The organism is Pedobacter terrae (assembly GCF_036946585.1).
Taxonomy (GTDB): domain Bacteria; phylum Bacteroidota; class Bacteroidia; order Sphingobacteriales; family Sphingobacteriaceae; genus Pedobacter; species Pedobacter terrae_C.
On record NZ_JAQIIV010000020.1, the window covers coordinates 12,819 to 37,673 of the forward strand.

A 24,855-nucleotide genomic window follows, 5' to 3' on the forward strand; every position below is an offset into this window, starting at 1 on the left:
TTTATTTATAAAACCATAACAACTATGCGCTCAAAAACCTGTGCAATACTCTTGGGCATACCCGAAATCTTAGTGCTGTTAATTGGTGTATTAATTTTTTGGTCGGTAGCCAATTTTGGAAAGAATACTTCTTTGGGATTTTGGGGTTCACTACTACTCGCAATATTTACAACTCCAATTATTGCTTTTTTAATTATTTTAATTTTTTTCAGAAAACGATAGTAGCCTAATGTAAAGCAAGTTTACGAATAGCATTAAGCCAAAAAAGTTATTGATATATTTTTGACCTTTTTGACTACAAAATCCTCATATTTGTTCGGTTTAAAATTATAGAACACACCAGAGAAATAAAAAAGCAGGCATGTTATTTAGCGAACAGAATTTTAGGAGAAGAGGCGAATTTTCAGGAAGTATAGAAGTGGTGTGTGGTTCTATGTTTTCTGGTAAAACCGAGGAACTAATCAGAAGGCTAAAGCGGGCACAGATTGCTAAACTCAATGTCGAAATTTTTAAACCCCGTACCGATACCCGCTATCATGAAACGGCTGTGGTTTCACATGATTTAAACTCTATTAATTCTACTCCTGTAGATAGTGCTTCGGCCATTTTATTATTGGGCACCAACACCCAGGTAGTGGGTATAGATGAAGCACAGTTTTTTGACAATGAATTGCCCGACGTTTGCAACAAACTGGCACTTAAAGGCATACGCGTTATTGTTGCTGGCTTAGATATGGATTTTACTGGCAAACCTTTTGGCCCAATGCCTGCTTTAATGGCCATTGCAGAGCATGTGACCAAAGTGAATGCAGTTTGTGTTTGCTGTGGAAATCCTGCTCTCTATAGTTACCGCACAGTTGCTGATGAAGCGACCGTTTTATTGGGCGAAAAGGAAAGTTACGAGCCACGTTGCAGGGCCTGTTATAATCTGGACAAAGGATAACCATCACGGATTAATCTGTATCTTTATACCGGATTAAAAAGGGACATGAATAAAGAAGTTCAGCTAGAAGCCTTCAGAAAGGGTATTGCCCAATTTGTAACATTTAATGATTCAGAATGGGAAATCTTTACTCCATATGTTAGTTTTTCTATCCTAAGTAAAAAAGAACATTTTGCAGTTGAAGGAAAAGTGTGCGACTATATGTGCTTTATCACCCGCGGTGCCGTTCGCTACTACCACATTAAAGATGGGCAGGAAATTACCGGCTACTTTAGCTTTGAAAATGAATTGATGAGTGCTTATAAAAGTTTCCTGAAACGCACACCAAACACCAATTATATTCAGGCACTTGAAGAAACATCACTGGTGATGATTTCACATCAGAATCTCCAACAAATGTTAAACCATCCTATATTGGCTTTAAAAATGGAGCGTTTTGGTCGCTTAATTGCCGAATATTATATCTGCTGTTATGAAGATCGTGTAACCGCCTTTATTACCCAAAGTCCGGAAGAGCGTTACATTTCACTTGAAAAGACAGCTAAAGACATTTTCCAGCGCATTCCGCAACACTTTATTGCCAATTTTTTAGGCGTTACACCTGTGTCGCTTTCCCGGATCCGCAAACGTACACTTTTGCAATAAAAGAGTTGAAGCTATACAGCAAAAAGACCATTAATTTATCAACGCTGAATAATCTGAAATCCTTATCTTTTGTTAACGTTTTCAGCATTCTACACCGCATAACTTTGAATCAATCAAAAAACAAAGATATGCATACCATACTTGGAGCCGGCGGGCCAACTGCAAACGCACTAACCAGAGAATTGCTCAATACAAGCGAAACCATTAGGTTGGTTAGCCGAAAACCAATTTCTACAAACACCCCACAGGTAAGCTGGGTTAAGGCGGATTTATTAAGTGAAGCTGAACTTTTCGCAGCAGCCAAAGGTTCGAAAGTGATTTACCTGTGCGCGGGTTTGGTTTATGATGCCAAAATATGGCAACAACAGTGGCCGGTTATTATTCAAAATGTAATTAACTTAACTAAACGTACTGGCGCAAGGTTAATTTTTTTCGATAATGTTTATATGTATGGGCTGGTAAATGGCCCAATGACAGAAGATACCCCTTACCATCCATGTAGTTTAAAAGGTGAGGTAAGGGCAAAAGTAGCCGAACAATTAATGAACGAATCCAAAGCAGGCAAAATAAATGTAACCATTGCCCGTGCTGCAGATTTTTACGGCGCAGATTCCATGAACAGCTTTTTCGATATGATGGTGCTCAATAAGTTTGCTAAAAAAGAAAAAGCACAATGGATCGGAAACCCAAACACCCTTCACAGTTTTACCTATATTGAAGATGCAGGAAGAGCTTTATTTCTGTTAGGACAAACACCCGATTCGGGCAACCAGATCTGGCACTTGCCCACTGCCGCTCCTTTAACAGGGAAAGCTTTTATTGAAATGGCCGCTAAGATTTATGAAACCAAAGCTCAATATTTAACCGTTAACAAACTGATGTTACGTCTGATTGGTTTATTTAAAAAAGTAGTTGCCGGCACTGTAGAAATGTACTACCAATATGATCACGATTATCATTTCGATTCTACCAAATTTGAAAAGGCCTTCCACTTTAAGCCTACAGCTTATGATGATGGAATGCTAAAACTATCAAAAACAATGTATAAGAAACAGAATTGATATGAAATGGAAGAAATGATAAGCTAACTATTTATCTTTATCGCTAAATGATTGAAAATAACGAAAAGAATAGCAAAGTTCAAACCGTATCGATTCTAGGCTGTGGTTGGTTCGGAATGGCTCTGGCCAAAAAACTGATCAAGTTAAATTATACAGTCAAAGGTTCTACTACCAGTCAGGAGAAATTAGCAATCCTTCAAGCTGAACATATACAGCCTTTTTTAGTAAATTTTACGGCAGAATCGATCGTGGCAGATGCTACTTTTTTTGAAGCTGATGTCCTATTTATCTGTATCCCGCCAAAGCGTAATTCGAATGAATTACTTGATTATCCGAAAAAGATAAATTCAATTTTGGCCGCGGCAGAAAATAGATCAAAACAAGTGGTATTGATCAGTTCTACCAGTGTTTATGCTGACGAAAATAAAACGGTAAATGAAAACGGTGAAACGGCTCCAGATACGGACTCTGGAAAGGTCGTTTTAGCTGCCGAAATATCATTTAAGGAACGACTTCCAGTAAATTGTACGATCATTCGCTTTGCCGGCCTAATTGGCCCCGACCGTAACCCGGGAAGATTTTTTGCCGGAAAAAGCAACATTCCGAATGGTTTGGCTCCGGTAAACCTGATTCACCAAACAGATGCGGTAGGCATAGCAGTGAAACTTTTGGAGAAACAGGCATTTGGCAAAACATACCATGCCTGCTCTCCAAACCACCCTGCAAAAATGGATTTTTATGTGGAAGCGGCCAAAACATCGGGGTTAGCTGTTCCTGAATTTATTAAAGAAAAGAAAAATTGGAAAATTGTAGAGAGTTTAAATGTGCCCGAATTTTTGGGGTATGAATTTGAAGTTGTGATTTAGAAATCTCTTCTCACGTTCGTCACCCTGAACCGAGCCTTAGCGAGCTCACCTAAGGTAATTTATTTCAGGGTCTATTTTACAAGAAAGATGCTGACCACGCAGTAGCTACAAGGCAATTGAAAACGCTAGCGCTACTTGTAAAATAAATTCAGCATGACGATCGCGTAAGTTGAAGAGGCTTAAAATTATCACCACGAATAATTAGCAATAATTAAGGTCAATAGATTTCTCGACTTCGTTGCACTCCGCTCGAAATGACGCACTTTTTATAATAATAAAGGAGCACCTTGACTCATTTCTCCACTACCCCTAAAAGTTTTAACTCAACAACCCTAACAACTCTTTCTTGGTTAAATTTTTAAAGAAACTCCCCTCTGTTTGGATCAAATTCTTAACCAGATCCTTTTTAGTCGCCTGAAGTTTCATGATCTTCTCTTCAATCGTATTCGGGCAGATTAAACGGACGGCCATCACATTTTTATGCTGGCCAATTCGGTATGCCCTATCTATAGCCTGGTTTTCTACCGCAGGGTTCCACCATGGATCAACCAGGTAAACATAATCGGCTTCAGTCAAATTCAATCCTGTACCTCCCGCTTTTAAACTGATCAGAAACACAGGAATATCATTATTTTCCTGAAATGAGGCCACTGCTTCTGCCCTTTTTCTTGTTTGCCCGGTAAGATATTCATACCTGATTCCCTTATTTTCCAGTTGTTTTTTAATTAGGTCGAGCATGGTAACAAATTGAGAAAAAACAAGAATTTTATGTTTTCCTGCTCTGTTTGCTATCTGCTCCATCAGCACATCAATTTTTGAGGAAGCCTGCAGATAAGATTTTCCATCAGCCAGTAAGGCTGCCGAATTGCAGATCTGCCGTAAGGTGGTGATGCTTTTCAATACATGCATCGAACTTTTAGGCAGTTCATCTTCCTGTTTACCTAAAATATAATCCTGGATTTCCTTTTTATTGGCTTCATATACTTCTCGCTGCTCCTCACCCATTTCGCAATACAGTACAATTTCAGTTTTATCGGGAAGCTCTTTCGCTACCTGTTCTTTGGTTCTGCGGAGGATAAATGGCCTTATTTTTTTCTGGAGTTCCTCGGCTCTTTTACTGTCCTTAAACTGGTCGATCGGGGTAGAATATAAATCGGCAAACTGTTGTTTACTTCCAAACAAACCCGGGCAGGCAAATGACAGCTGCCCGTATAAATCAAAGGTATTATTCTCAATAGGCGTTCCGGTCATCACTACTTTATTACGGGATTGCAGCATCCTAACTGCTTTATAACGCTGCGAGTCCGGGTTCTTGATCAGTTGCGATTCATCCAAAAAGATATAGTTAAAGCGATAATCTTTCAAGAAGCGGATATCAGAAAGCAAAGTTCCGTACGAGGTTAAAATAATCTCATAATAATCAAAAGTGTCAGTTGTTTTCGTCCGCTCGCCAGCATAAATGGTTTTAACTTTTATGGATGGTGCAAATTTCTCTACTTCTGCCTTCCAATTAAATATTAAAGAAGCGGGCACAACCACCAGATTGGTATTGTGTTTTACTTTTTCACGCTGTGATAAAATGAAAGCCAAAACCTGAATGGTTTTACCCAATCCCATATCATCGGCCAAACAGGCGCCAAAGTTAAAATCATCTAAAAAATTGAGCCAGTTTAAACCATCTTTTTGGTAATGACGTAAAGTTGCAGTTAAACCTTTCGGTACCTCAACCTCTTGGATGAAACTGCTTTTTTCAAATTTCTGCTGGTACAGTTTTAATTCGTTTTTAACCTTACCATCTAACAATGCATCCTCATATAGCTCATTTATGGAAGCAAATTTAATTTTTGGCGTAAGAATGGCATATTCAGTCACTTCGCCGGCGCTGAAATAAACCGAAAATTTTTCTATCCACTCATGAGGCAGTATGCCTTGGGTTCCGTCATCAAGTGTTACAAACTTGCTTTTGTTCCTGATCGATTTATGGAGATGCTTTAGTGCTACCTGTTTTTTGCCAAACTTCACTTTTACTTTGGTTTCGAACCAATCTGTTCCGCTTAGTACCTCAATATTAATTTCGGCCTTAAATTCATTTAGTTTATTGTTTTTGAGTTGATTGAACCCTAAAATATGAATGCCTTTATTTCGCCATTCTTCAAAAGCATTTAGGAACCAGGCTTCTTCCATAAACCGTTTGCGATGCAGATAAAAAGAATCGTTGGTTTCCTGCTCGTAGAAATAGGGATGCTGTTTCAAAACGTTCCCAATGAATTGCAATTCTGCAGCTTCATCACGATGCAGGGTGAAGAGATTGCCCAGTTTATCTTGTGCCTGAATCTGCTTTTTAGAAAGCACAGGGATTTCCAGGTTCCCATAACGCATTACCGGCGTAAGGAGAATATAATCTTCAGATTCTGAAAGATAAATCAATTGCTCATTTTCGAGATCGAAACCTTTTTCTTCAATCTGACTTTTAGTGGCAGGTTTTAAATAAGAATAATCAACACGGATACTTCCTTCTAAAGGCACCAGAATATTTTTTTGAAACTCCAGATATTTTGTTTTGTGCAGGACTAATCTGTTGCTCTGTTTTTTGAAAAAACCGATTACCCGTAAAAAATCAAGTCTGCCAATTAGATAAAGTTGGTTGTAAAGTTTAACAAAGTACTGATGTACCAATACCAGGCTATCCAACTCGTATGATTTCCCTTCGATAATCAACCGACCTGTAATTTCGTAATAATCATCGCGTTGGTTCACCGAGAGGTGTAAATCTACGTCCAGCAAATGTGCGTCAACTGCGGTAATGGTAGCAGCTTGAATCGCCACAGATTGCTTGCTATCCTGTAAATAAAAAGGAATCTTTAATGGATTTTTAACAATCGCTTTTAAAGCTTCTATTTCAACCTCACTTTGATCATTATTGTAATTCTGTTGAAAAGTGGTAATACCACTATAAAACTTTAACTGATCGTGATCATTGGTTTTAAACAGTAAATCTGCCGGGTTAATTCCTTCAATAGGATTTTTAACCTTGCCAGTTTTGGTGGTTTTGGCTGCGAATAATTCTATCGTTAAATTATTATAATAGCGGTGCTGCCCAAAAACGAGGATCATTTGATCTGGCTCGCTTTTGATTGCTGCTTTTGCTTTGGATTTACCTGCTGGCAATAGAAGTTCCTGTAAATTTTGCTGAACTTCTTTATTGAATGGTTGGAGTGCATCCATTTTCGGCCTAATGGTAACCTGACCGTTTTCGTGACGAAGATTAAACAGCAGATCGAGATGTGGCTCTTTTTCTAATCCGTAATCGATTGCAATTTTGAAAAGTTTTTGTTTCCGCAGGTCACTATCGAAAAAAATAAGCAGATCCTGACGTTGAAGGATATTGTACAACACCCTTGCCTGGTGTTCGCATAATTTATATTTAGGTGTAGCACACCGGCAGGAAAGTTTTACGGCATTTTCATTTTGCTGAACCTGAACAATTGGAAAAGGTAATCCAGAGGCTTCATCGCTAAAAGCGGCAAAATCAATCTCAATCTGTTCCGGGAAAAGCTGATAAAAGCCTTTAACATCGGTATGGATCAATCCGCTCAAATGCTTTAGGATAACAATTTCGCTCAGATTTTTGAGGTTAAAATCCCTTAATATATAATCGTAAGGATTTTGTTCTGATGCTGGATGTGTAGTTACCTGTTCACTCATTTAAATTAAAATAGGATATTTGATGTTATAAACTTACGTTTAAATCCAAATGTCCACCTAACCCAACTTTGATAATTCGCATTAAAGTTGAAAGTCTAATGTCGCTTGCATTGTTCTCAATTCTTGAAATGTAGTTTTTTGTAGTACCACATTTTTCGGCAAGTTGCTCTTGTGTCATACCTTTTTCTTTCCGAAGTTCTTGTAGCATTGCCCCAAGTTTAAAACTTTCGAATTCTTGTTCATAATTTTCTCTACTTTCGGTACCTCGCATGCCATATTCGCTATCTAGATGATCAGCAAATGATGTCAATCTATTTTTATTCTTTTCCATCGAAATATTTCTTTTTAAGTTTCTCTGCTAATTCGATCTAAGCTTTTGGCGTTTTCGGACTTTTCTTCTGAAATCCATTGACCAGGATGATCAGTCGGCCTTTATCAAAAAAACTGAACACCCTGAAAATATCAGAATCGACTTCAACCCTGATTTCAAAAAGACCTGTAGATCCGGTAATATGCTTAAAGTATTTTTCAGGGATTTTTTCAAGCGTAGCAATTAGTTGTAAAGTCCAATTAAATTTCTTCTTTACGTTAGGCTTAAGCTTTTTATAAAAATCTAAATAATACGCTTCGAAATAGAAAATTTCCCTGATAAATTCTTTGTTAATTGCCCTAAATTAAGCTTAAACAAAGTTACCTCATTAGACAACAATTTCCAACATCTAATTGAATGTGTAAAATTGAAGAATTCTGGTATTTCTACAACGATTTCCTTAGGTTCAGATAAAAAGGTACTTCTATCCTTTCAGTTTTGCCGCCTAATACAAACTCTGCCGCTTGGACACCCAGCTTGCTAAAATCAGTTGAAATGGTGGTAATGCCGTCCAGGATGATTCGTTTTAAAGGTGTTTCATTATAAGAAATCACGCCAACATCTTTTCCTATTTTAAGTTTCTGGGCAATTAAACGTTCAATCAGGATCACCAGGTCGTCTTCCATGAGGTTAATGTATACTTCACCCGGACTAATTTCCTCATCTTTGATATTATGGATAACCTTATGATCAAAAGCATACTGCTGACAAAACCGGTAAAAACCCGTGAGTATTTCATGTGGAAAATAACTGTTTTTTGGAAAAATAATCTTTAAGGTGCGGTAATATGAAAGCCGGTCTAAAGCTTGCTCTAACGCCGCATAAATATCCTGAGCGAAATTTTCATAGGCCGCAGCATAATCGCCGGTTACACCAGGCAACAGTTTATCAAGAATAATCAGTTTTTCTTTTGGAATGGTATTGATAATTTCATGTGCATTTTCTCCTCCCTCCAAAAAATGTGGGATGATCACAAAGTGGGAATAATCACCACGCTTGGCTATGATCATTTTTTTAAACAGCGCAAAATCATTGTTGTAGATATAAAAATCAATAGCGGCACGCTCGCCCAGGGTTTTGGTAAAAGAATCGTAAATAATTTTTTTGTGTGTACTGAGCTTATTAAAGAGTAGACAAATTTTTAACTTACGGGAAAAATCAGTGTTGATGATAAAATAGCCTTTGCCAGGTACAGAATCTACTACGCCAAGTTTCTTCAGGTTACGGTAACCTTTTTCAGCAGTATCTCTTGATATTTCCAGGCTGAAACTCAATTCATTTATAGAAGGCAACAAACTATTTTTAAGCAATTTACCACTTTCAATGACAGCTAAAATGGCATTGGTTAATTGCTTATATTTTGGCGTAGACGAATATTCGTCAACATTAAGATAGGGGATTAAATCTTCTGGTTTCAAAATGGCGAAATGGATATTGCAAATTCTAATATAAGTAAATTCCTATACAGGTACCCTACGCTGTATGGCAGAATAGTATTTTAATTGGATCATATCCGCTGGAGCAGGATTTTCATTCCAGGCATCGTTTATGGCCAAAGCTGTACCTATTGCCGTAGCCTGTGAAACGGAAGAGGCGTAAACCTCGATTTCGGGGATAGCGATAGCCAAAAGATGCATATAGATGGCATTTTTACCGAAACCACCATCTACAAAAATCCTTTTTACACCAGCATTTAAAACCAATTTTAATGAATAAACCTGCTGTTTGATGAGGTCAAAAATCAATTGATGATAAGCCTCTTCTGCGGTTTGAAAGAGACTAAGATCGCGGGCCGGAAATGCGGAATTAGCAGAAAACTCCTGCTGTTCGCCTGCGTTTTCAGGAATTTTATTAGCCAGCCGTAAAACAATAGAAGGATTAAACTTCAAATGTTTAAACAGATAAGCCGCACGATCGAAATGTTCGGCAATGCGCTTAAGCTGCCCCTCATGCTCATAACCAGCGAAAATACGTGAAGCCTTAATGGCTTTACCTTTAAAATTCATGTAACAAAGGCAATCCTGTTTAAGCTGTTCGGCTGTTAAGGGTTCCTGGTTAAACGGATTCAAACTGATGCACCAGGTACCGGTTGAGATGAGCACAAATGGCGAGTTAAAATTGGCTAAATAAGGAATCAGCGCAGCAGAACTATCATGCAGGCCTACTCCGACCTGAATGCTTTTTCCTTCAAAATAGGTTTTCAGACTCGAATCGGCAGGCGTAAAGGTCCCGAACTTATCATCAATCTCTTCCGCTGAAACCCAACTGTGGTATTGGTTTTTACTAAAATCCCAAAGCTGTGTATGGCAACCAATGCTGGTGATATCGGCTACAGCCTTACCTGTGATCAGAAAACTTAAATATTGAGGCAGGTGTAAAGCCCACCTCACTTTTTTAAATATTTCGGGCTTTTCATTCTTCAGGCGATATAATTGCATGCCTGAATTTAAGCTACCCAAAATTGGAGAGGCCGTTTCTAACGAAACCTTCTCTTCACCTCCATACTTTACATAGAATGAATTTTTAAGTGATTCGGGGTATGATTTCAGGTAGTTATAAAGTGGTGTCAAAGGCTCACCATTTTCATCAAGGTAGACAAAACTGGCCCCGTAGGTAGAAAAATTAATGGCTTTAACATCATATGCTTTTAACTGCAAAACCTGATGCAGGGAATCGTAAACGGAAGAACGCAGGCTTTCCAGATTTTCGCACAGTTCTCCATCTTCATCAAGGGTTTCTACAAAACGGGCCGAACGCTCATAAACAATCTGGTAATTTTCATCGATCAGAAAAAGTTTTTTGTTGGTTTTTCCAACATCAAATATGGCAATAACAGGTTTTGGCATTTCAAATCTCCTCTTTACAAACCTGTAGCAAAGGTTTTCCCACGGTGATTTACTAACGTTTGGCGTACATCCAAATGACGGTATAAACCGATTGGGGATAGCGCTGCACCGGCTCTTAATCTGGCTTCAGCCACCAATGCCCTTAAATCGCTACGGAAGGTATCTTGCAGAATTTCCTGGGCCTTTGTCACATCATTATTTTGCTGTGCCTCATTTAATGCTTTTCTATCAACCAATAGCGCCTGTGCATAGGCAATCATGATGGCTTCAACAGATTGTAGTAAATCTTCTAATGGGTCTTTCACATTGTGTGAAGCATCAATCATCCATCCTAAATCTTTTGCATGGTTCATGCCTTTTGCATCCATACCCTCTACCAGCTCGTTAAAAATCAAGAACAATTGGTAAGGTTTAATGCTTCCGGCAGTCAGATCATCATCGCCGTATTTAGAATCGTTGAAATGGAAACCACCTAATTTCCCTTCCATTAACAATAAAGCAACGATCTGCTCGATATTGGCATTTGGAAGGTGGTGTCCCAAATCAACCAGTGTGTAAGCTTTTTCACCCAGTTTACTCGCATACAACAATGATTGCCCCCAATCGCCAACCGTTGTCGAATAAAAGTTAGGCTCAAAGGCTTTGTACTCTACAAACATTTTCCATTCCGGCGGCAATGCTGAATAAATTTCCTGCAGGCTTTCCAGTGTATTTTCGAAAGCCTTGCGAAAATTGAGCTGACCAGGGAAACATGAGCCATCAGCAAGCCATACGGTTAAGGCGTCAGACCCCAGCGCTATCCCATGCTTAATTACTTCTATATTGTGTTCAATTGCCTGCTTACGGATATCTCTATTAACATGCTGCAATGAACCAAATTTATAACTGTGGGCCGAACCTGCCTGGTCCTGGAAAGTATTCGAATTCATGGCATCGAACCTAAGGCCATAACCCGAAGCCAACTGCTTTAATTTTTCTGCATTTTGAGGAATATCCCAAGGGATGTGGAGTGAAATGGCACCACTGGCACCGTTTAATGCATGTAACAGACCAACATCTTCAATTTTTTCTTCGATAGTACGCGGCTCGCCACCGGTGATGGCAAAACGGCCAAACCGTGTTCCCCCTGTACCTAATGCCCAGCTTGGAATGGCAATCTGAAACTCAACCAGTTTTTGGATTACGCTTTCGAGATCAATGTACGCCCATTCTTCTTGCAAAAAAGTAAATTTACGCTGATGCGTGGTCAAAAGGGAGTCGTTATGTTTTTCTATTTGGTTCTGCTCAATATTCATGAGGATATCTGGTTTTATCAGGTTAATCATTTCGGCGATACAATCGCCGTTCTCATTCATCCTCGTTACAAACGAGGACGATCATAAAACTTATTCGCCGTGGTCTGTGTGCTCACAGACCACACTATTTATTTATGTTTCGGTTCGCGGGAACACAGACCGGGGAATTAAACTATTACCGCACAAATGCCATGGCCACACCGCCATCAACATTTAACACATTTCCGGTTGATTTTTGCAACAAACCACCTACAAAGGCGAAACAGGCATTGGCAATATCTTCTGGTAATATAATCTGGTTCAATAAGGTACGCTTTGCGTAATAAACCGGCAATTCTTCAACCGAAACGCCGTAAGCTTTTGCACGGCCTTCGGCCCAACCGCCTGCCCAAATGTTACTATCGCTGATTACCGCATCAGGGTTAACTACATTTACACGGATATTATCGGCACCCAATTCAGCTGCGTTTAATCTGCTCAAATGTAATTGCGCAGCTTTCGCACTGCCGTAACCTGCATTATTTGGTCCGCTTACCAAAGCATTTTTACTTACAATATTAATGATATCGCCACCAATATCCTGCTTTTGCATCGTATTTGTTGCAGCCTGGGTAATGAAAAACTGGCCTTTTACCAAAACGTCATATAATAAATCCCAATCTTTTTCGGTATGGTCGGCAATGGTTTTAGAAATGGATAATCCTGCATTGTTTACCACAATATCTACCCCACCAAAAGCTAAAGCAGCCGAATCAAAAGCTTGTTTAATAGCTGCTTCGCTGGTCACATTTAAGATTGTGGTACAATAAGAATCTTTGCCATATTGCGCTTCGAATTCCTTACCAGCTTCTTCCAACCGCTCGGCGTTCATATCATTTAAAATCACTACGCCACCTTCTGCTACAAACTTTTTAGCAACCGCTTTACCAATGCCGCCTGCACTACCTGTAATTAGTGCAATTTTACCGGTAAGTGATTTAGGTTTGGGCATACGCTGCAATTTTGCTTCTTCCAGCAACCAATATTCGATGTTAAAAGCTTCCTGGTGTGGTAAAGAAGTATATGTTGAAACCGCCTCTGCCCCTTTCATTACGTTTATGGCATTGATATAAAATTCTGCCGCTACCCTGGCTGTTTGTTTATCCTTCGAAAAAGTAAACATGCCAATGCCTGGATATAAAATAACCACCGGATTGGTATCGCGGATAGCTGGACTGTTTGGATGCTTACAGGTTTCATAGTAATCGGTATACATAACCCTGTAAGCTTCAAAAGCAGGCATCAAGGTCTCTTTCAATGCCTTAATATCAGATAAGTCTGCATCGCTGGCTAAACCTAAAACCAGGGGACTTATTTTTGTACGTAAAAAGTGATCAGGACAGCTTGTACCCATTGGCGCAAGGCGATCCAAATCATTAGAATTGATGAATTCCAAAACACGGCTATCATCGGTAAAATGACCGATCATGTGCTGTTTTGAAGAACACAGACCACGTAGCACAGGTGCTATAGCAGCCGCTTGTTTTTTACGCTGATCGGCTTCGGCACTTTCTACTTTTTGCCCACCGAAAACAGGTCCTTTCTTACCATAATTTTGATTCAGGTACTCGGAGCAGATTTCGATTACTTCTAGTGTATTCAAATAACTTTCATAAGCGGTATCACCCCAGGTAAATAAACCATGCGATCCCAGCATAATACCCCGGATACCTGAATTCTCATCTAAACACTGCTTTAATTGCAAGCCCAGTTCAAAACCAGGCTTTTTCCACTCTACCCAGCCGATGGTACCATTAAACAATTCCTGAGTGATCCGCTTACCATCTTTAGCCGCAGCAATAGCAATAGCAGCATCAGGATGCAAGTGATCGATGTGCGCAAATGGGAGGAAACCATGCAGAGGCGTGTCTATTGAAGGTGCTTTAGAACTTAAATCGAAAATGCAGTGGTTAAACAATTCAACCATCTCATCCTCATATTCCACACCACGATAGATATTTTTCAGGCTACGTAAACGATCAACATATAATGCTGCAAGACCACTTTTCTTTAAGGTACCTAAATCGCCACCAGAACCTTTAACCCACATCACTTCGGTTGCTAAACCAGTAAGCGGATCCTTTTCCAATATTTTACAGGAAGTATTTCCACCTCCGTAATTGGTTAGGCGTAAATCTGCACCCAATAAATTAGAGCGATAAATCAAGAGGGCAACTTCATCACCAGCCAGTTTTGAGGCTTCCTCTTCATCCCATAGATAGCTTACGTGTTTATAATTTTTCGTATCGATTGACATTCTTATATTTTTGTTTAGATTTTAACTTTTTATTGAATTACCATAACCTACAATAAGTACTGAAATGATGATGATTAAAATACCGGCCATAATCGTTACCAGCGTTTTACGCGATACACCTTTCCACTCTTTTAATATGAGCCCCCAAACGTTTGCAATTAAAATGATAAAAGCCATGTGCAGTATCCATGAACTGGCCCCATTGCCCATTTTGCTTTCGCCCATGCCATAGAAAAAGAATTGCAAAAACCAGGTGGTGCCTGCCAGTGCAGAAAAAACATAGTTTTTTATTAGTGGGGTCTTTGCATTGATGTAATCGCCAAAAGTTTTATTTCTGGCATTTAATACCATACACCAGATAAAATTGCTGGTTAAACCGCCCCAAAGCACAACAACATAAGTAACATTATTCTGAAATAAGAAACTACCAGTTTCAACAGGGTTTGCCGCTTTCCAAATGCTGTTTGCTGCATCGGCCATTGGTTTGCCAGCCTCGATACCAAAGTTGAAGCAAGCACTTAAAACACCAGAAATAATCCCCACCAATAAGCCCAGACCAAATCTGTACTCCGTTTTTACCTCCATGCCATGTGGATCAGTAATAGCGGATTTCATTTCTCTCTCTTTCATCATGCCTGCTTTACCGCAGATGACAATTCCAATTACACACACCAAAAGCCCAAGTAGGACCATACGCCCCCATGCGGTATGCAAAAACATAGAGAAAGTATCTTTACCTGCCTGCGGAAAAAAATCAAAGTAGATGGATGGTAAAATGGAGCCTAGAACCATACATAGCCCTAGTATGATACTACTACCCAACGATACGCCCAGATAGCGAACCCCTAAACCAAAGGTTAAACCGCCAATGCCCCAAAGCATACCAAAAAAATAGGTTAACCATAAAATGCTTCCGTTGGTGCCAGCAATAATTGCCGTAAAATTTGGAATGGTTAAGAAGGCAGCCAATGGCGGAACGATTAACCAGGAGAAAATTCCCCCAATAATCCAATAACTTTCCCATGCCCAGCCTTTAACCTTTTTGTAAGGGATATAGAAACTTCCGGAGGCAAAACCACCGAAAAAATGAAAAATTACACCTAAAATTGCTTGCATACGCTAACCTGTATATTTGGTTGCCCTAAAATAGCGTATGCCGTAACGTTAACTGTTATGCACTGTTATGGATGAGAAACAATATAGCCAATCGAAGATGTATAATGGATGATGGAATTAAAATAAGCCCGGAGAAAGAGGTCTGAAATTATAGTAAAGAAAATAGATATCATCCTTTCTGATGGTTTCCGTGATCAGATTTTGCCATCTGACACGTGATAAATATCAATCAGACAGAAGATTAGTGTTATAAGGTCGACTTCTGCCCAACACTTTAGTCCGCAAAAAGATTTATGGCATTGGAAGACTAGATATTCTCTCCACAATATCTTCAATTACTTCAGCAGATTTTAGGATTTTATAATGTCCTACATTTTCGAACGATTTAGCGCTTATTGTAGGATTTTTAGCTAAAAATTCTTTTAGGAATGGATATGGGGAGATATGATCATCAGGATCGTAAGCCAGAAAATGATCCAAATCGGGACCTAACTGATAAAGTTCGGCCAAGTTAAAGTGTTCAGCCGGAACTGGAAATTCCTTTGCAAAGTTACTGAAGAAGATATCCTGATCCTTAACTCCAATATTTACCGAATCCAAACTCTGTTCAAAGTTCTCTTTTAGCCTGATTAAGGGGGCAATGCTAATAAGCAGATGCGGTTTTAAAATAATCGCTTGAAAAGCAATTATATTGGCCATACCGCCAAGTGAATGCCCAATGAGGGCACTAGGTTGTGCATAGTTAAAGGCAATCGATTTTACTGAATCTGCATATAACATCAGGTTAGAAAATTCGGAGATTGAACTTCCGTTACCCGGCGCATCAAAAGCGATAATCTCCAGGTCTTCTATCTTCTGAAGTTCAGTGATCAGCTCATAAAAATCTAACGCTTTTGAGGCCCATCCGTGTGTAAGCAACACTTTTCGCTTTCCATTTCCCCAGCTAAAACAGTTAATGGTGACGTTGGCTTTTGTAAAATGGGCATCAAAAACCTGAAGGCTAAACTGTTTTGAAGCCGCAATAAGCTGTTCCTGATGCAGGCGTAAAGGCATTTTAGGCGAGTAAAAAATAAATTCGCGCATACGTGCGGCATCAGGTTCAGCCTGTGTTAACTTAAGTTCATTTATGATTTGTTTCAGCCTTTTCAACAGTAACTTATTTACATTTAAACTAAATGCGATTTTAAATCAGCTGGCGAATAGTTAATTGATTTCAAAGTCTTATCATCAGACTTTCTGAACACTAAAAACAGTCCGTCTATTTCCTTATAATAAGATTCGGTTCCATCTTTATCTAAATAAAACCGGATAGTTTGCTCGGCCTCCTCCACCGTTTTACAGGCTTTACTCATGTTAGAGCGGTGGACTTCGTCAAATAAAGTTTTAAATTTTCCGCCCAGGCCAAACTCGTGGATGGCACCCGCCAAAACATACTGTAAATCGCAAAGTGCATCGGCAACTTCTACCAGATCTTCATTTTCTACGGCTTCCTGTAATTCTTTCAACTCCTCTGCTAAAAGCGAAATGCGCAAATTGGCCCGCTGCTTTGCAGGAATTACCGGATTTTCAAGAATGGGATGTTTAAAAGTAGTGTGAAATTCTGCAACCTGATTTAGCGAATTTGTTTCTTGCATGATGGTGATCGATTTAATCTTTATGCAGCAAACTTAAACAAAAACGAAAGAAATATTGGGAGAATTTATGCACAGGTTGCTTAATTGGTTGATTGTTTAATTGGTTAACTGAAAATTGTAAACTGTCAACTGTAAATTGCCAACTGAAAACTGGTGAGATTGGTTAATCGGTTAATTGTTTAAATCGGTTAACTGTAAATTGCTAGGCATCAACTACAAATTGTCAACTGAAAACTGTCAACTGAAAACCGCAAACTGTCAACTGAAAACTAAAAAATCAGTTCCCACCCTTCTTCCCTTCCCTTACCACTTTAAAAAATTCTTCTTTATAGGTTTCGCCAACGGGGATGGCCTGATCGTTAATGTAAACCGTATTTCCGTCTATCATCTTAATTTTTTCCAGAGAAATAATATACGATTTATGGATCCGGTAAAATGGAGGTTGAGGAAGTTCCGTTTCCAGCTCACGCAGTGCCTGGTAAGTAACAATTCTTTGTGTAGCCGTATAAACCGACACATAGTTTTTCAAACCCTCGATATAAAGGATATCATCATAATTAACCTTAATAAACTTGTTTTTAGTATCGCCCTTAATGAAAATAAAATCATTTCCCTGCGTTACAGGCTTTAATAAAAATTCTTGCTGAACAGGCACCACAGGCATTAAAATCTGCTGTGCTTTTGTAGCGGCCTTATAAAAACGCTCGTAGGAGATTGGCTTAAGCAAATAATCTACCACATCAAGATCAAAACCCTCTAAAGCGTACTCGGGGTAGGCCGTGGTTAAAATCACTTTGCATTTACCGCCACAGATTTTCAAAAACTGGATTCCTGTTAATTCTGGCATCTGTATATCTAAGAAAACGAGGTCTACCTTACCCTCCTGGACCAGGTTAAGCGCTTCAAAAGCGTTGGTGGTGGTTCCAACCAAATCTAAAAATGGAGTTTTGTTGATAAAGGCAGCAATAATATCTGAAGCATAAGATTCATCATCAACGGCAAGGCAACGGATCATAGGTGATGGTTATGGGTTAACGGTTAGGGTTTGGCAGACTAAAATATTTCAATAATACAAATTATACATCAGAGATTTAAGATCAAAGTACTTTTATAGGTATTGCCATTATTTGAAATCAATAACTTATATTTATCGGGATAGATCAGATCTAACCTTCGATGGATATTGACCATGCCTACACCGCTTGAGTGGTCTTTCTGCGCATGACTGATTTTATTGCTTACTTCAAAACTTAATCTTTTATTTTGCACTTTCAGTTTAATGCGCACAGGTTGGGTTGCATCGTTTACCACACCATGTTTAAAAGCATTTTCAACAAATGGAATCAATATCAACGAGGCTATTTTTTGATCGGTAACGCCATCTGCTGTAAAATTAACATAAAATTTGGGTTCAAAACGCATCTTAAATAACGCCACATAACTTTCCAGATATTCCACTTCCTTATCTAAACTCACTTTACCATCCGGGCTATCGTTCAAGGTGTAACGCATCAGGTCTGACAAACGCAGAACAGCATTGGCCAGCTGATCAGAAACGGGAATGGCCAGCGAATAAACATAATTTAAAGTGTTGTACAGAAAATGTGGATTAATCTGCGATTTCAAAAATGAAAGTTCCGCCTTAACCACTTCTTCCTTAAGTTTACGGTTTGCCTGCTCTGATTTAAAGCTCTGTTCAATACCATACACCGCAGCTGGCACCACAATAAAAGCGATGCTCCAATAAATATTATCTGATATATAATTCCAGGCGGTAACTTCATCACTATAATTGTGGAAACCAAACCATTTTAAATATAGCACTTCTTCTATTAAATACCGCAGCGAAATAAATACGGCTATAGTAAACAGAATGGCACCAGTTAGCTGCAGTACTTTATCCTTTTTCAAAAAACGCGGGTATACCCAAAGGTAACAGATATAAAATTCGATCAACTGGATAAAATTCATGGAAACATTGAATGCAACCTTGGTAAAGGTAATTCCAGAAATTAAAGCGCCACCGTATATATAACCCAATACTAGTAACCAACATACGATATGAATAGAAATGGTTTTGATTGTTTTCATACCCTAAAACTATACAAAGCTTTCTTATCCGCCTATTTTCTTATTCCAAACATGCAAATAATTATCCCAACCTCTGCAATTTACGGATGAACAACATTTATTACCTCAAAGGGGATTGGGATAATAATTCTAAGGGTTGGGATTATATAATTTTTAGAGTGACGCAACCATATCATCTTTGAATCGTCAATATAAACGAACACAATGATGAACAACTTATTTAAATTTGTACTCTTTGCGCTATTTATTTTCAATTTTCAAATTGCTTTTGCTCAAAACATAAAGATATCAGGAGCGGTTACCGACCACAAAAATAAAACACTCGATTATGCATCAGTAGCGCTAATCCATTTACCCGATTCGGTTTCTGTAACGTTACAGGTTACCAATCAACAAGGTTTATACGAATTTAGTACCGTTAAACCAGGCACGTACCTGATTAAAGCCTTAATGATGGGTTATAGAAAAAACCAGTCTGCATCATTTGACGTAAAAGATATGTCAGTTAAAGTTCCAACAATAATATTGGCAGATGAAAGTCAAAACCTGAAAGAGGTAAACATTATATCGAAAATGCCTGTAATAGACCAAAAGGCAGACCGGGTAATTGTAAATGTAGAACAGATGAATACAGCAGGTGATAATGCATTGGAAGTAATCAGCAGGTCGCCAGGCGTAAAACTGGATAAAGACGATAACATTATACTTAAAGGTAAAAAAGGTATTAATGTTATGATTGACGGTAAGATGAGCTATATGGCAGGCCTGGAATTAACCACTTACCTAAAATCACTGCCCGGATCTGTATTGAGCAAAATAGAATTGATCTCTAATCCACCATCTTCTTTTGATGCAGCAGGCACAGCCGGGATCATCAACATTAAACTAAAGAGAAATAAAATGCAGGGATTTAACGGAAACATGAACCTTGGAGGTGGTTATGGCCGTTATGAAAAAGTTTATGGAGGTACCAACCTCAATTATAATATCGGCAAGGTAAGTGCCTATCTACGTTTAGATGCCGGACACTACAACTCATACAACAGGCTCACATTAAACAGAACCATTGGCGATGAACAATATAACCAGCTTAACTTCTGGCATCCAATAACCAACAGCTTAAATTATGCTACAGGTGCCGATTATTTCATCAACCAAAAACATACATTAGGGCTGATGGTAAAAGGCTTTACCGCTCCTGAAGAGACCAAGGTAAACAGCAATTCGGAAAATTATAATAACGCAGGTGTAAAAATGGGTGGCACATCAATGTTTAATCCACAAAACAACACCGAAAAAAACCATGCGCTTAACCTAAATTACCGTTTCAAAACAGATACGCTGGGAGGAGAACTAGGTTTTGATGCCGATTACGTAAGGTTCGATAATAGCAAAAACGAAACTTTCACCAATAATTATCTCGATGCAAATGAGCAGCTGATTGGCAATCCAATCGATTTACGCAATAAAGGGATGGGAAATGTTTCTATCTACTCTGTCAAGGCTGATTATAGCTTAAATTTTTCAAAAACATTAAAAATGGAAACCGGCTGGAAAAGCAGCTGGGTAAAATCGCAGAGCGATGTCCGCTTCGACTCATTAAAAACTGCGGGTTGGCTCAACGATCCCCGCAGAACGAATGCCTTTTCATACAACGAAAATATAAACGCAGGTTATCTTTCCCTCGATCAAAGTTTTAAAAACCTACAGATCAAAGCAGGCCTTCGTGCAGAAAAGACTTTAGGTAACGGCAGCTCGTCAGGTACCAATACCTTGATTGACCGAAAATACTGGAAGCTTTTCCCAACGCTTTTTGTTTCCTTAAAACTCGATTCGAACAACCTCATAACAGCCGCATACCGTAAGAGTATCAATAGACCATCATACAGTAGCTTAAATCCATTTACCTTTTATTCCGATCCATACACTGCCCTACAAGGAAACCCCTTACTCCAACCATCATATGCCAATAGTTTCGAATTTAATTACTCGATTAAAAACTTCAGGGTGCTTACTTTAAGTTATTCGGTTAACAATGGTTCGATATCTGAAGTGGTTTATCAGAACAATAATACCAAAGAAAGTATCTCCAGACCAGAAAACCTGAACCGCACCGCAAATTTTTATATGGCCACAGGCAGTCCATTCGATATAAACAAATGGTGGAACAATAGTACCGAGGTATCAGCAGGATTTAACCGAACCGAATCAGCTGTACAGGGTAATGGTTACAATGCTTTTTCCTGGAACTGGTCGGTGGTCATGGATAATACCATCACCTTACCAAAAAACTATAGCTTAACCACCTATGCCTTTTACGATTCGCCATCTGTTTATGGCCTTTTCCACAATTTGGGAAGTTATCAACTTAATATTGGTGCTAAAAAATCATTCTGGAACAAAAATGCAACGTTGGCACTAAAAGTAAACGACATTTTTAACACGAGTAAGTTTAGGGCCAACCTGGAATACAATAACATTAAAACCTACTGGCAAAACGAGTGGGAAAGTCGCAGGGTAAATCTAAGTTTCACCTATAAATTCGGGAACATGAAAATTAAAACCGCACGTAAAAGACAAACCGGAACTAGCGAAGAAGAATACAGGGTAGGCAAAAATTAAGAATGAAGGTAAAATAAAATCGGTTAACTGAGTTAGATTGATACAGTTAACCGATTAACCAGTTTAAACAATTAAACCAGCTACAAAACTAATAACATCCAAATATTGCAGGCAAAATGACCGGAATTGCCCAGCGGACCAGCGAGTTTTTTAAACCCGGCTCTTTCGTACATGGTAATGGCTTTGGCAAGTTCCGGAAAAGACTCCAGATAAATTTCATTATAACCAAATTGCTGAGCAGACGCTATACTTTTCTCCATCAGCATTTTACCAATGCCTTTACCACGCGAAGCCGGAAGGGCATAAAATTTAACAAGTTCAACACATCCCTCTGGTAAACCGTCTGTTGGATAAATACCGCAGCCACCAATGATAACTCCGTCCTCTTCTGCCAGCCAATAAGCAGATTTAGGATGTTCGAAAAGTGTTGACAAATCATCAGTTGTAGGATCAGTATAAACAGTACCTGGCTTGTCTACTTTGAATTCTCTTAGAACCGTCCTGATCATTGAAGCCGTAGCAATGTTATCTTCCGGAGTTATTTTCCTAATGGTTATGGCCATATCTTATCATTTTATGCAAAATTAAAAAATGGCCAATTGTTTTAAAATAAAAGCAAACAAAATACAATCGAATTCCATTATACATATTAAAACAGATTTACACCATGGAAAACGAAGAAAATAAAAAGGAGACCACACCAAATAGCGATCATCCAAAACCAACAGATGATGTACAGCTGGAAATAGAAACTGTAATCCCCTCAACTGAAAAGGAGGCGCCTCAACCAGATGAGCCCGGACAAAAAAACGGAGAAACTGAGGAGCAGGAAAAAACAAAACTAAATGATCAGGCTGAAGAAGAAGGAACAGAAAAACCCCTTGAAGAAAGTAAAACTGACGGTGACGATAAACGAGACGATATTGAAACCACTACGCCAAGTGCCTAAGTTAATTTTGGTTAAACCCATATTGCAGCTGAAATAGTTTTAGTATTTTGGCGTTATGAATGATATGAAAAAGAAAATATTGCTTTTTTTGTTTACCATAACCACTTTTGGTTGTGGAATAAACAGGCAGGCGCAGCAGATAAAAGCCCTGGAAGACTGCACTTATAAAATTACTGGGGTAAAACAGGTAACTATAGCTGGAACAGATGTTAAAAGCTTAATTGATCAGCAAAGTTTTAGTCTAACCAGTTTACCAGGGGTGGCATTAGGCTTGCTAAGAAAAGACATTCCTTTAAAAGCCAACCTAAATTTAGAAATAACCAACCCATCGAGCAATTTAGCCGCTATTAACCAGTTTGAATATAAAATATTGGTTAATAATACCGATTTGGCAGAAGGCATTGTTAATCAGAATGTGAGCATTTCGCAAGGTCAAACTGTTACTGTTCCCGTGCAGTTGATGAGCAATATCTACGGATTAATTTCTAATGGCAATGTTTTTAATGACATTATCAAGGCTGCTCAAAAAGGGTCATCTTCAAAAGATGAAAAATTAGGCTTATTAACCATTAAAATAAGGCCAACTTTTATGCTGGGCGGTACACCTGTTAAATATCCGGGTTATATTACCATCAATAAAGATATCAGCAGTAAAATATTGTTGTAAATATGATCATAAACGAAAAATGCCAGCCTAACTATATATGTTAAGCTGGCATTTTTATTAGCGCTTCATTAAAATCTCTTGTGAGGTGCCATCACCATTCCTTTAAAACCATTTGGATCCAGCTTTTCGTCCAGCTCCCTTAATTGAGCTATCGATAATTTTGGTACTGCTGTGGTCGCTGTACTCAAACTGGCTGTTTTTTTCCCCGTAGTCACAAAATTACCGTTCCTGGCATAAGTTAAAGCGTAATTTAGCAAGGTCTCGTTTTCATCGCCCCATGCTTTACTTAAATCCTCTGGCGATTCTTTATCAACTGTAAGGCCAGAATAATAGCCACCAACACCAAGTTTGTTTTTGGTTTCAAATTCCGGGATATACATGTCTACTTTATCTATCCTGATCGGAAAGAAACCAACAGGCTTACCATACGTGGTCCTGCCAATTAGCTTTACATCCATTACTGGTTTCAAGCTATTAATGGTGAGCTCACTGGCCGATGCAGTAGCGCTCGTTACGATGAAATAAACCCGGTTTAATGTTAAACTACCTGATTTTGCAAATTTTTCTACATTGTCTGCTGCTGTTGGTGAGTAATTTAAATCAGCATAAGTTGCATACTTTCCGTTTACCCCAGTGGTAAAGGTTTGCAATTTACCTGCATCATCCAATAATGGTTGGTGTGCCAAAACAGAGGTTTTGCGTTGGGCGATAGTAATGTTTTGCAGATAATCATTATAATAAGAAGTAAACATGGTATTACCGTTTTCTCCCGACGGCGCCATTAAATTGATCATTTCAATAGCTGTTGAAACGTAGCCGCCGCCATTATAGCGTAAATCAACAACTACTTCACTAACACCCTGCGTAGCAAAATCAGAAAACACTGCACTTATTGCAGAGGAAGCATTATTGGTAAAACTATTAAATACAATATAACCTACTTTCTTTGTACCAACTGTATAAACATTGGTAAACAATATCGGGTTAACCGTATAGATACCACTTGATATAACAGCTGTTTTAGGGTTACCTGCAATGTCATTAAAAGCTAGGGTAACCGTTGCATTGGTACCAAAGATAGCGTTATTCAAAAAATTAACTGCACCAGGATAGGTCAAATCCGTTCTTCCGTTCACACTGGTTATCCTACAACCACGTGTTAACCCCTTCAATGCCGCCGGCGAGTTGGGATAAACATACTTCACCATCAAATCAGTAGCACTATTGTAATTATACTGAACAGAAAAACCATAGTCATTGGCCGAACCATTTACATCTGCTTTAAGCGCTCCTGTTTTTCCTGTAGTAGCTGCTGTATAGTCGAAAAACGAATATTTAGGTTCACCAGAATTGCTTACATATTCATATGGCTTGCCTGTTGCCGGGTCTAATGAATACTGTGTCATAGCATATAGTTCAGCCTCATTCGAACTGAATCTCCTTGGATTGAATACCTCGTAGGTTGGAAGCGAAGTATTCCAGTAATAAAGTTCCTTTCCGTATAAAAAAATAGAATCTTTGGTCAGTTCATCCCGCGTTCCGCTAGGCGTAGTTACAGCCGGCGGTGTTTCGGTCTCAGGTACCGTACTGCTCTTTTTGCAGCCGCTAATTGCTCCGAAGCTTAAAAAACCTAGTATCACCAGGGAAAGGAATTTTTTATTTCTCATAGAAGTTATAGTAGTATAATATTCAACATACGTATTAGGCAGTGGTAAGGTTGTTTAAAAATGAAGTTTTATCTATCCAAAA

The 24,855-nt window shown here is 38.8% G+C and carries 21 protein-coding genes; 7 read left to right on the forward strand and 14 right to left on the reverse strand.

Annotated elements, in window-relative coordinates; genetic code table 11:
* Positions 1-361: 361 nt before the first annotated feature.
* The 4 genes from PGN18_RS19445 to PGN18_RS19460 all read left to right on the forward strand — a co-directional run bounded on the left by PGN18_RS19445 (position 362) and on the right by PGN18_RS19460 (position 3,515).
* Positions 362-943, forward strand: coding sequence for a thymidine kinase (locus tag PGN18_RS19445; RefSeq protein WP_265850395.1), 582 nt, complete (start codon positions 362-364; stop codon positions 941-943).
* Positions 944-988: 45 nt separating this feature from the next.
* Complete coding sequence (locus tag PGN18_RS19450; RefSeq protein ID WP_335321244.1) at positions 989-1,588, forward strand: Crp/Fnr family transcriptional regulator; 600 nt, start codon at positions 989-991, stop codon at positions 1,586-1,588.
* A 128-nt stretch (positions 1,589-1,716) separates the two neighbouring features.
* Positions 1,717-2,649, forward strand: coding sequence for an NAD-dependent epimerase/dehydratase family protein (locus PGN18_RS19455; protein ID WP_335321245.1), 933 nt, complete (start codon positions 1,717-1,719; stop codon positions 2,647-2,649).
* A gap of 47 nt (positions 2,650-2,696) precedes the next feature.
* Entirely contained in the window at positions 2,697-3,515 is an 819-nt protein-coding gene (locus tag PGN18_RS19460; protein WP_335321246.1) for an NAD(P)-binding domain-containing protein, read from the forward strand.
* A gap of 318 nt (positions 3,516-3,833) precedes the next feature.
* Here the strand turns inward: PGN18_RS19460 and PGN18_RS19465 are convergent, their stop codons facing one another.
* The 12 genes from PGN18_RS19465 to PGN18_RS19520 form a co-directional block, all read right to left on the reverse strand.
* Positions 3,834-7,220 (reverse strand): DEAD/DEAH box helicase, encoded by a 3,387-nt coding sequence (locus tag PGN18_RS19465; RefSeq protein ID WP_335321247.1) that lies wholly within the window; start codon positions 7,218-7,220, stop codon positions 3,834-3,836.
* Positions 7,221-7,245: 25 nt separating this feature from the next.
* Positions 7,246-7,551 carry a helix-turn-helix domain-containing protein gene (locus PGN18_RS19470; RefSeq protein ID WP_335321248.1) on the reverse strand — a complete coding sequence of 102 codons (306 nt, stop codon included), beginning with the start codon at positions 7,549-7,551 and terminating at the stop codon, positions 7,246-7,248.
* 37 nt (positions 7,552-7,588) lie between these two features.
* Entirely contained in the window at positions 7,589-7,885 is a 297-nt protein-coding gene (locus PGN18_RS19475; RefSeq protein ID WP_335321307.1) for a type II toxin-antitoxin system RelE/ParE family toxin, read from the reverse strand.
* A gap of 91 nt (positions 7,886-7,976) precedes the next feature.
* Positions 7,977-9,008 carry a GntR family transcriptional regulator gene (locus tag PGN18_RS19480; RefSeq protein WP_335321249.1) on the reverse strand — a complete coding sequence of 344 codons (1,032 nt, stop codon included), beginning with the start codon at positions 9,006-9,008 and terminating at the stop codon, positions 7,977-7,979.
* 42 nt (positions 9,009-9,050) lie between these two features.
* Positions 9,051-10,436, reverse strand: coding sequence for an FGGY-family carbohydrate kinase (locus PGN18_RS19485; protein WP_335321250.1), 1,386 nt, complete (start codon positions 10,434-10,436; stop codon positions 9,051-9,053).
* A 14-nt stretch (positions 10,437-10,450) separates the two neighbouring features.
* Positions 10,451-11,731, reverse strand: coding sequence for a sugar isomerase (locus tag PGN18_RS19490; RefSeq protein ID WP_335321308.1), 1,281 nt, complete (start codon positions 11,729-11,731; stop codon positions 10,451-10,453).
* Between the two features lie 175 nt (positions 11,732-11,906).
* A complete protein-coding gene (locus PGN18_RS19495) occupies positions 11,907-14,027 on the reverse strand; it encodes a bifunctional aldolase/short-chain dehydrogenase (protein ID WP_335321251.1) in 2,121 nt (706 codons plus the stop codon).
* 21 nt (positions 14,028-14,048) lie between these two features.
* Positions 14,049-15,143: an L-rhamnose/proton symporter RhaT gene (rhaT, locus tag PGN18_RS19500; RefSeq protein WP_335321252.1), complete on the reverse strand. Its 1,095-nt coding sequence runs from the start codon at positions 15,141-15,143 to the stop codon at positions 14,049-14,051.
* Between the two features lie 291 nt (positions 15,144-15,434).
* Positions 15,435-16,292, reverse strand: a complete 858-nt coding sequence (locus tag PGN18_RS19505; RefSeq protein WP_335321253.1) for an alpha/beta fold hydrolase — start codon at positions 16,290-16,292, stop codon at positions 15,435-15,437.
* Between the two features lie 17 nt (positions 16,293-16,309).
* Complete coding sequence (locus PGN18_RS19510) at positions 16,310-16,777, reverse strand: nucleoside triphosphate pyrophosphohydrolase family protein (RefSeq protein ID WP_335321254.1); 468 nt, start codon at positions 16,775-16,777, stop codon at positions 16,310-16,312.
* Positions 16,778-17,054: 277 nt separating this feature from the next.
* Positions 17,055-17,792, reverse strand: a complete 738-nt coding sequence (locus PGN18_RS19515) for a LytR/AlgR family response regulator transcription factor (protein WP_335321255.1) — start codon at positions 17,790-17,792, stop codon at positions 17,055-17,057.
* Positions 17,793-17,860: 68 nt separating this feature from the next.
* A complete protein-coding gene (locus PGN18_RS19520) occupies positions 17,861-18,868 on the reverse strand; it encodes a sensor histidine kinase (protein ID WP_335321256.1) in 1,008 nt (335 codons plus the stop codon).
* 204 nt (positions 18,869-19,072) lie between these two features.
* Here PGN18_RS19520 and PGN18_RS19525 point away from each other — a divergent pair, with 204 nt between their 5' ends.
* On the forward strand, positions 19,073-21,490 hold the full coding sequence (locus tag PGN18_RS19525) for an outer membrane beta-barrel family protein (RefSeq protein ID WP_335321257.1): 2,418 nt from the start codon (positions 19,073-19,075) through the stop codon (positions 21,488-21,490).
* Positions 21,491-21,570: 80 nt separating this feature from the next.
* Here PGN18_RS19525 and PGN18_RS19530 read toward each other — a convergent pair whose 3' ends face one another.
* Complete coding sequence (locus PGN18_RS19530) at positions 21,571-22,053, reverse strand: GNAT family N-acetyltransferase (protein WP_335321258.1); 483 nt, start codon at positions 22,051-22,053, stop codon at positions 21,571-21,573.
* Between the two features lie 104 nt (positions 22,054-22,157).
* Here PGN18_RS19530 and PGN18_RS19535 point away from each other — a divergent pair, with 104 nt between their 5' ends.
* Together PGN18_RS19535 and PGN18_RS19540 are read left to right on the forward strand one after the other, a co-directional pair.
* Positions 22,158-22,439: a hypothetical protein gene (locus PGN18_RS19535; protein WP_335321259.1), complete on the forward strand. Its 282-nt coding sequence runs from the start codon at positions 22,158-22,160 to the stop codon at positions 22,437-22,439.
* A gap of 64 nt (positions 22,440-22,503) precedes the next feature.
* Positions 22,504-23,106 carry a hypothetical protein gene (locus PGN18_RS19540; RefSeq protein WP_335321260.1) on the forward strand — a complete coding sequence of 201 codons (603 nt, stop codon included), beginning with the start codon at positions 22,504-22,506 and terminating at the stop codon, positions 23,104-23,106.
* A gap of 68 nt (positions 23,107-23,174) precedes the next feature.
* On the opposite strand, the gene PGN18_RS19545 is transcribed toward PGN18_RS19540, so the two are convergent.
* Positions 23,175-24,773 carry a S41 family peptidase gene (locus tag PGN18_RS19545; protein WP_335321261.1) on the reverse strand — a complete coding sequence of 533 codons (1,599 nt, stop codon included), beginning with the start codon at positions 24,771-24,773 and terminating at the stop codon, positions 23,175-23,177.
* Between the last annotated feature and the right edge of the window lie 82 nt (positions 24,774-24,855).

Excerpts from the sequence above, each read along its gene's own strand:
- PGN18_RS19445 (WP_265850395.1), top strand. The coding sequence starts at position 362 with ATGTTATTTAGCGAACAGAATTTTAGGAGAAGAGGCGAATTTTCAGGA.
- PGN18_RS19450 (WP_335321244.1), top strand. The coding sequence starts at position 989 with ATGAATAAAGAAGTTCAGCTAGAAGCCTTCAGAAAGGGTATTGCCCAA.
- PGN18_RS19455 (WP_335321245.1), top strand. The coding sequence starts at position 1,717 with ATGCATACCATACTTGGAGCCGGCGGGCCAACTGCAAACGCACTAACC.
- PGN18_RS19460 (WP_335321246.1), top strand. The coding sequence starts at position 2,697 with ATGATTGAAAATAACGAAAAGAATAGCAAAGTTCAAACCGTATCGATT.
- PGN18_RS19465 (WP_335321247.1), bottom strand. The coding sequence starts at position 7,220 with ATGAGTGAACAGGTAACTACACATCCAGCATCAGAACAAAATCCTTAC.
- PGN18_RS19470 (WP_335321248.1), bottom strand. The coding sequence starts at position 7,551 with ATGGAAAAGAATAAAAATAGATTGACATCATTTGCTGATCATCTAGAT.
- PGN18_RS19485 (WP_335321250.1), bottom strand. The coding sequence starts at position 10,436 with ATGCCAAAACCTGTTATTGCCATATTTGATGTTGGAAAAACCAACAAA.
- PGN18_RS19490 (WP_335321308.1), bottom strand. The coding sequence starts at position 11,731 with ATGAATATTGAGCAGAACCAAATAGAAAAACATAACGACTCCCTTTTG.
- PGN18_RS19495 (WP_335321251.1), bottom strand. The coding sequence starts at position 14,027 with ATGTCAATCGATACGAAAAATTATAAACACGTAAGCTATCTATGGGAT.
- rhaT (WP_335321252.1), bottom strand. The coding sequence starts at position 15,143 with ATGCAAGCAATTTTAGGTGTAATTTTTCATTTTTTCGGTGGTTTTGCC.
- PGN18_RS19510 (WP_335321254.1), bottom strand. The coding sequence starts at position 16,777 with ATGCAAGAAACAAATTCGCTAAATCAGGTTGCAGAATTTCACACTACT.
- PGN18_RS19515 (WP_335321255.1), bottom strand. The coding sequence starts at position 17,792 with ATGATCCGTTGCCTTGCCGTTGATGATGAATCTTATGCTTCAGATATT.
- PGN18_RS19520 (WP_335321256.1), bottom strand. The coding sequence starts at position 18,868 with ATGAAAACAATCAAAACCATTTCTATTCATATCGTATGTTGGTTACTA.
- PGN18_RS19525 (WP_335321257.1), top strand. The coding sequence starts at position 19,073 with ATGATGAACAACTTATTTAAATTTGTACTCTTTGCGCTATTTATTTTC.
- PGN18_RS19530 (WP_335321258.1), bottom strand. The coding sequence starts at position 22,053 with ATGGCCATAACCATTAGGAAAATAACTCCGGAAGATAACATTGCTACG.
- PGN18_RS19535 (WP_335321259.1), top strand. The coding sequence starts at position 22,158 with ATGGAAAACGAAGAAAATAAAAAGGAGACCACACCAAATAGCGATCAT.
- PGN18_RS19540 (WP_335321260.1), top strand. The coding sequence starts at position 22,504 with ATGAAAAAGAAAATATTGCTTTTTTTGTTTACCATAACCACTTTTGGT.
- PGN18_RS19545 (WP_335321261.1), bottom strand. The coding sequence starts at position 24,773 with ATGAGAAATAAAAAATTCCTTTCCCTGGTGATACTAGGTTTTTTAAGC.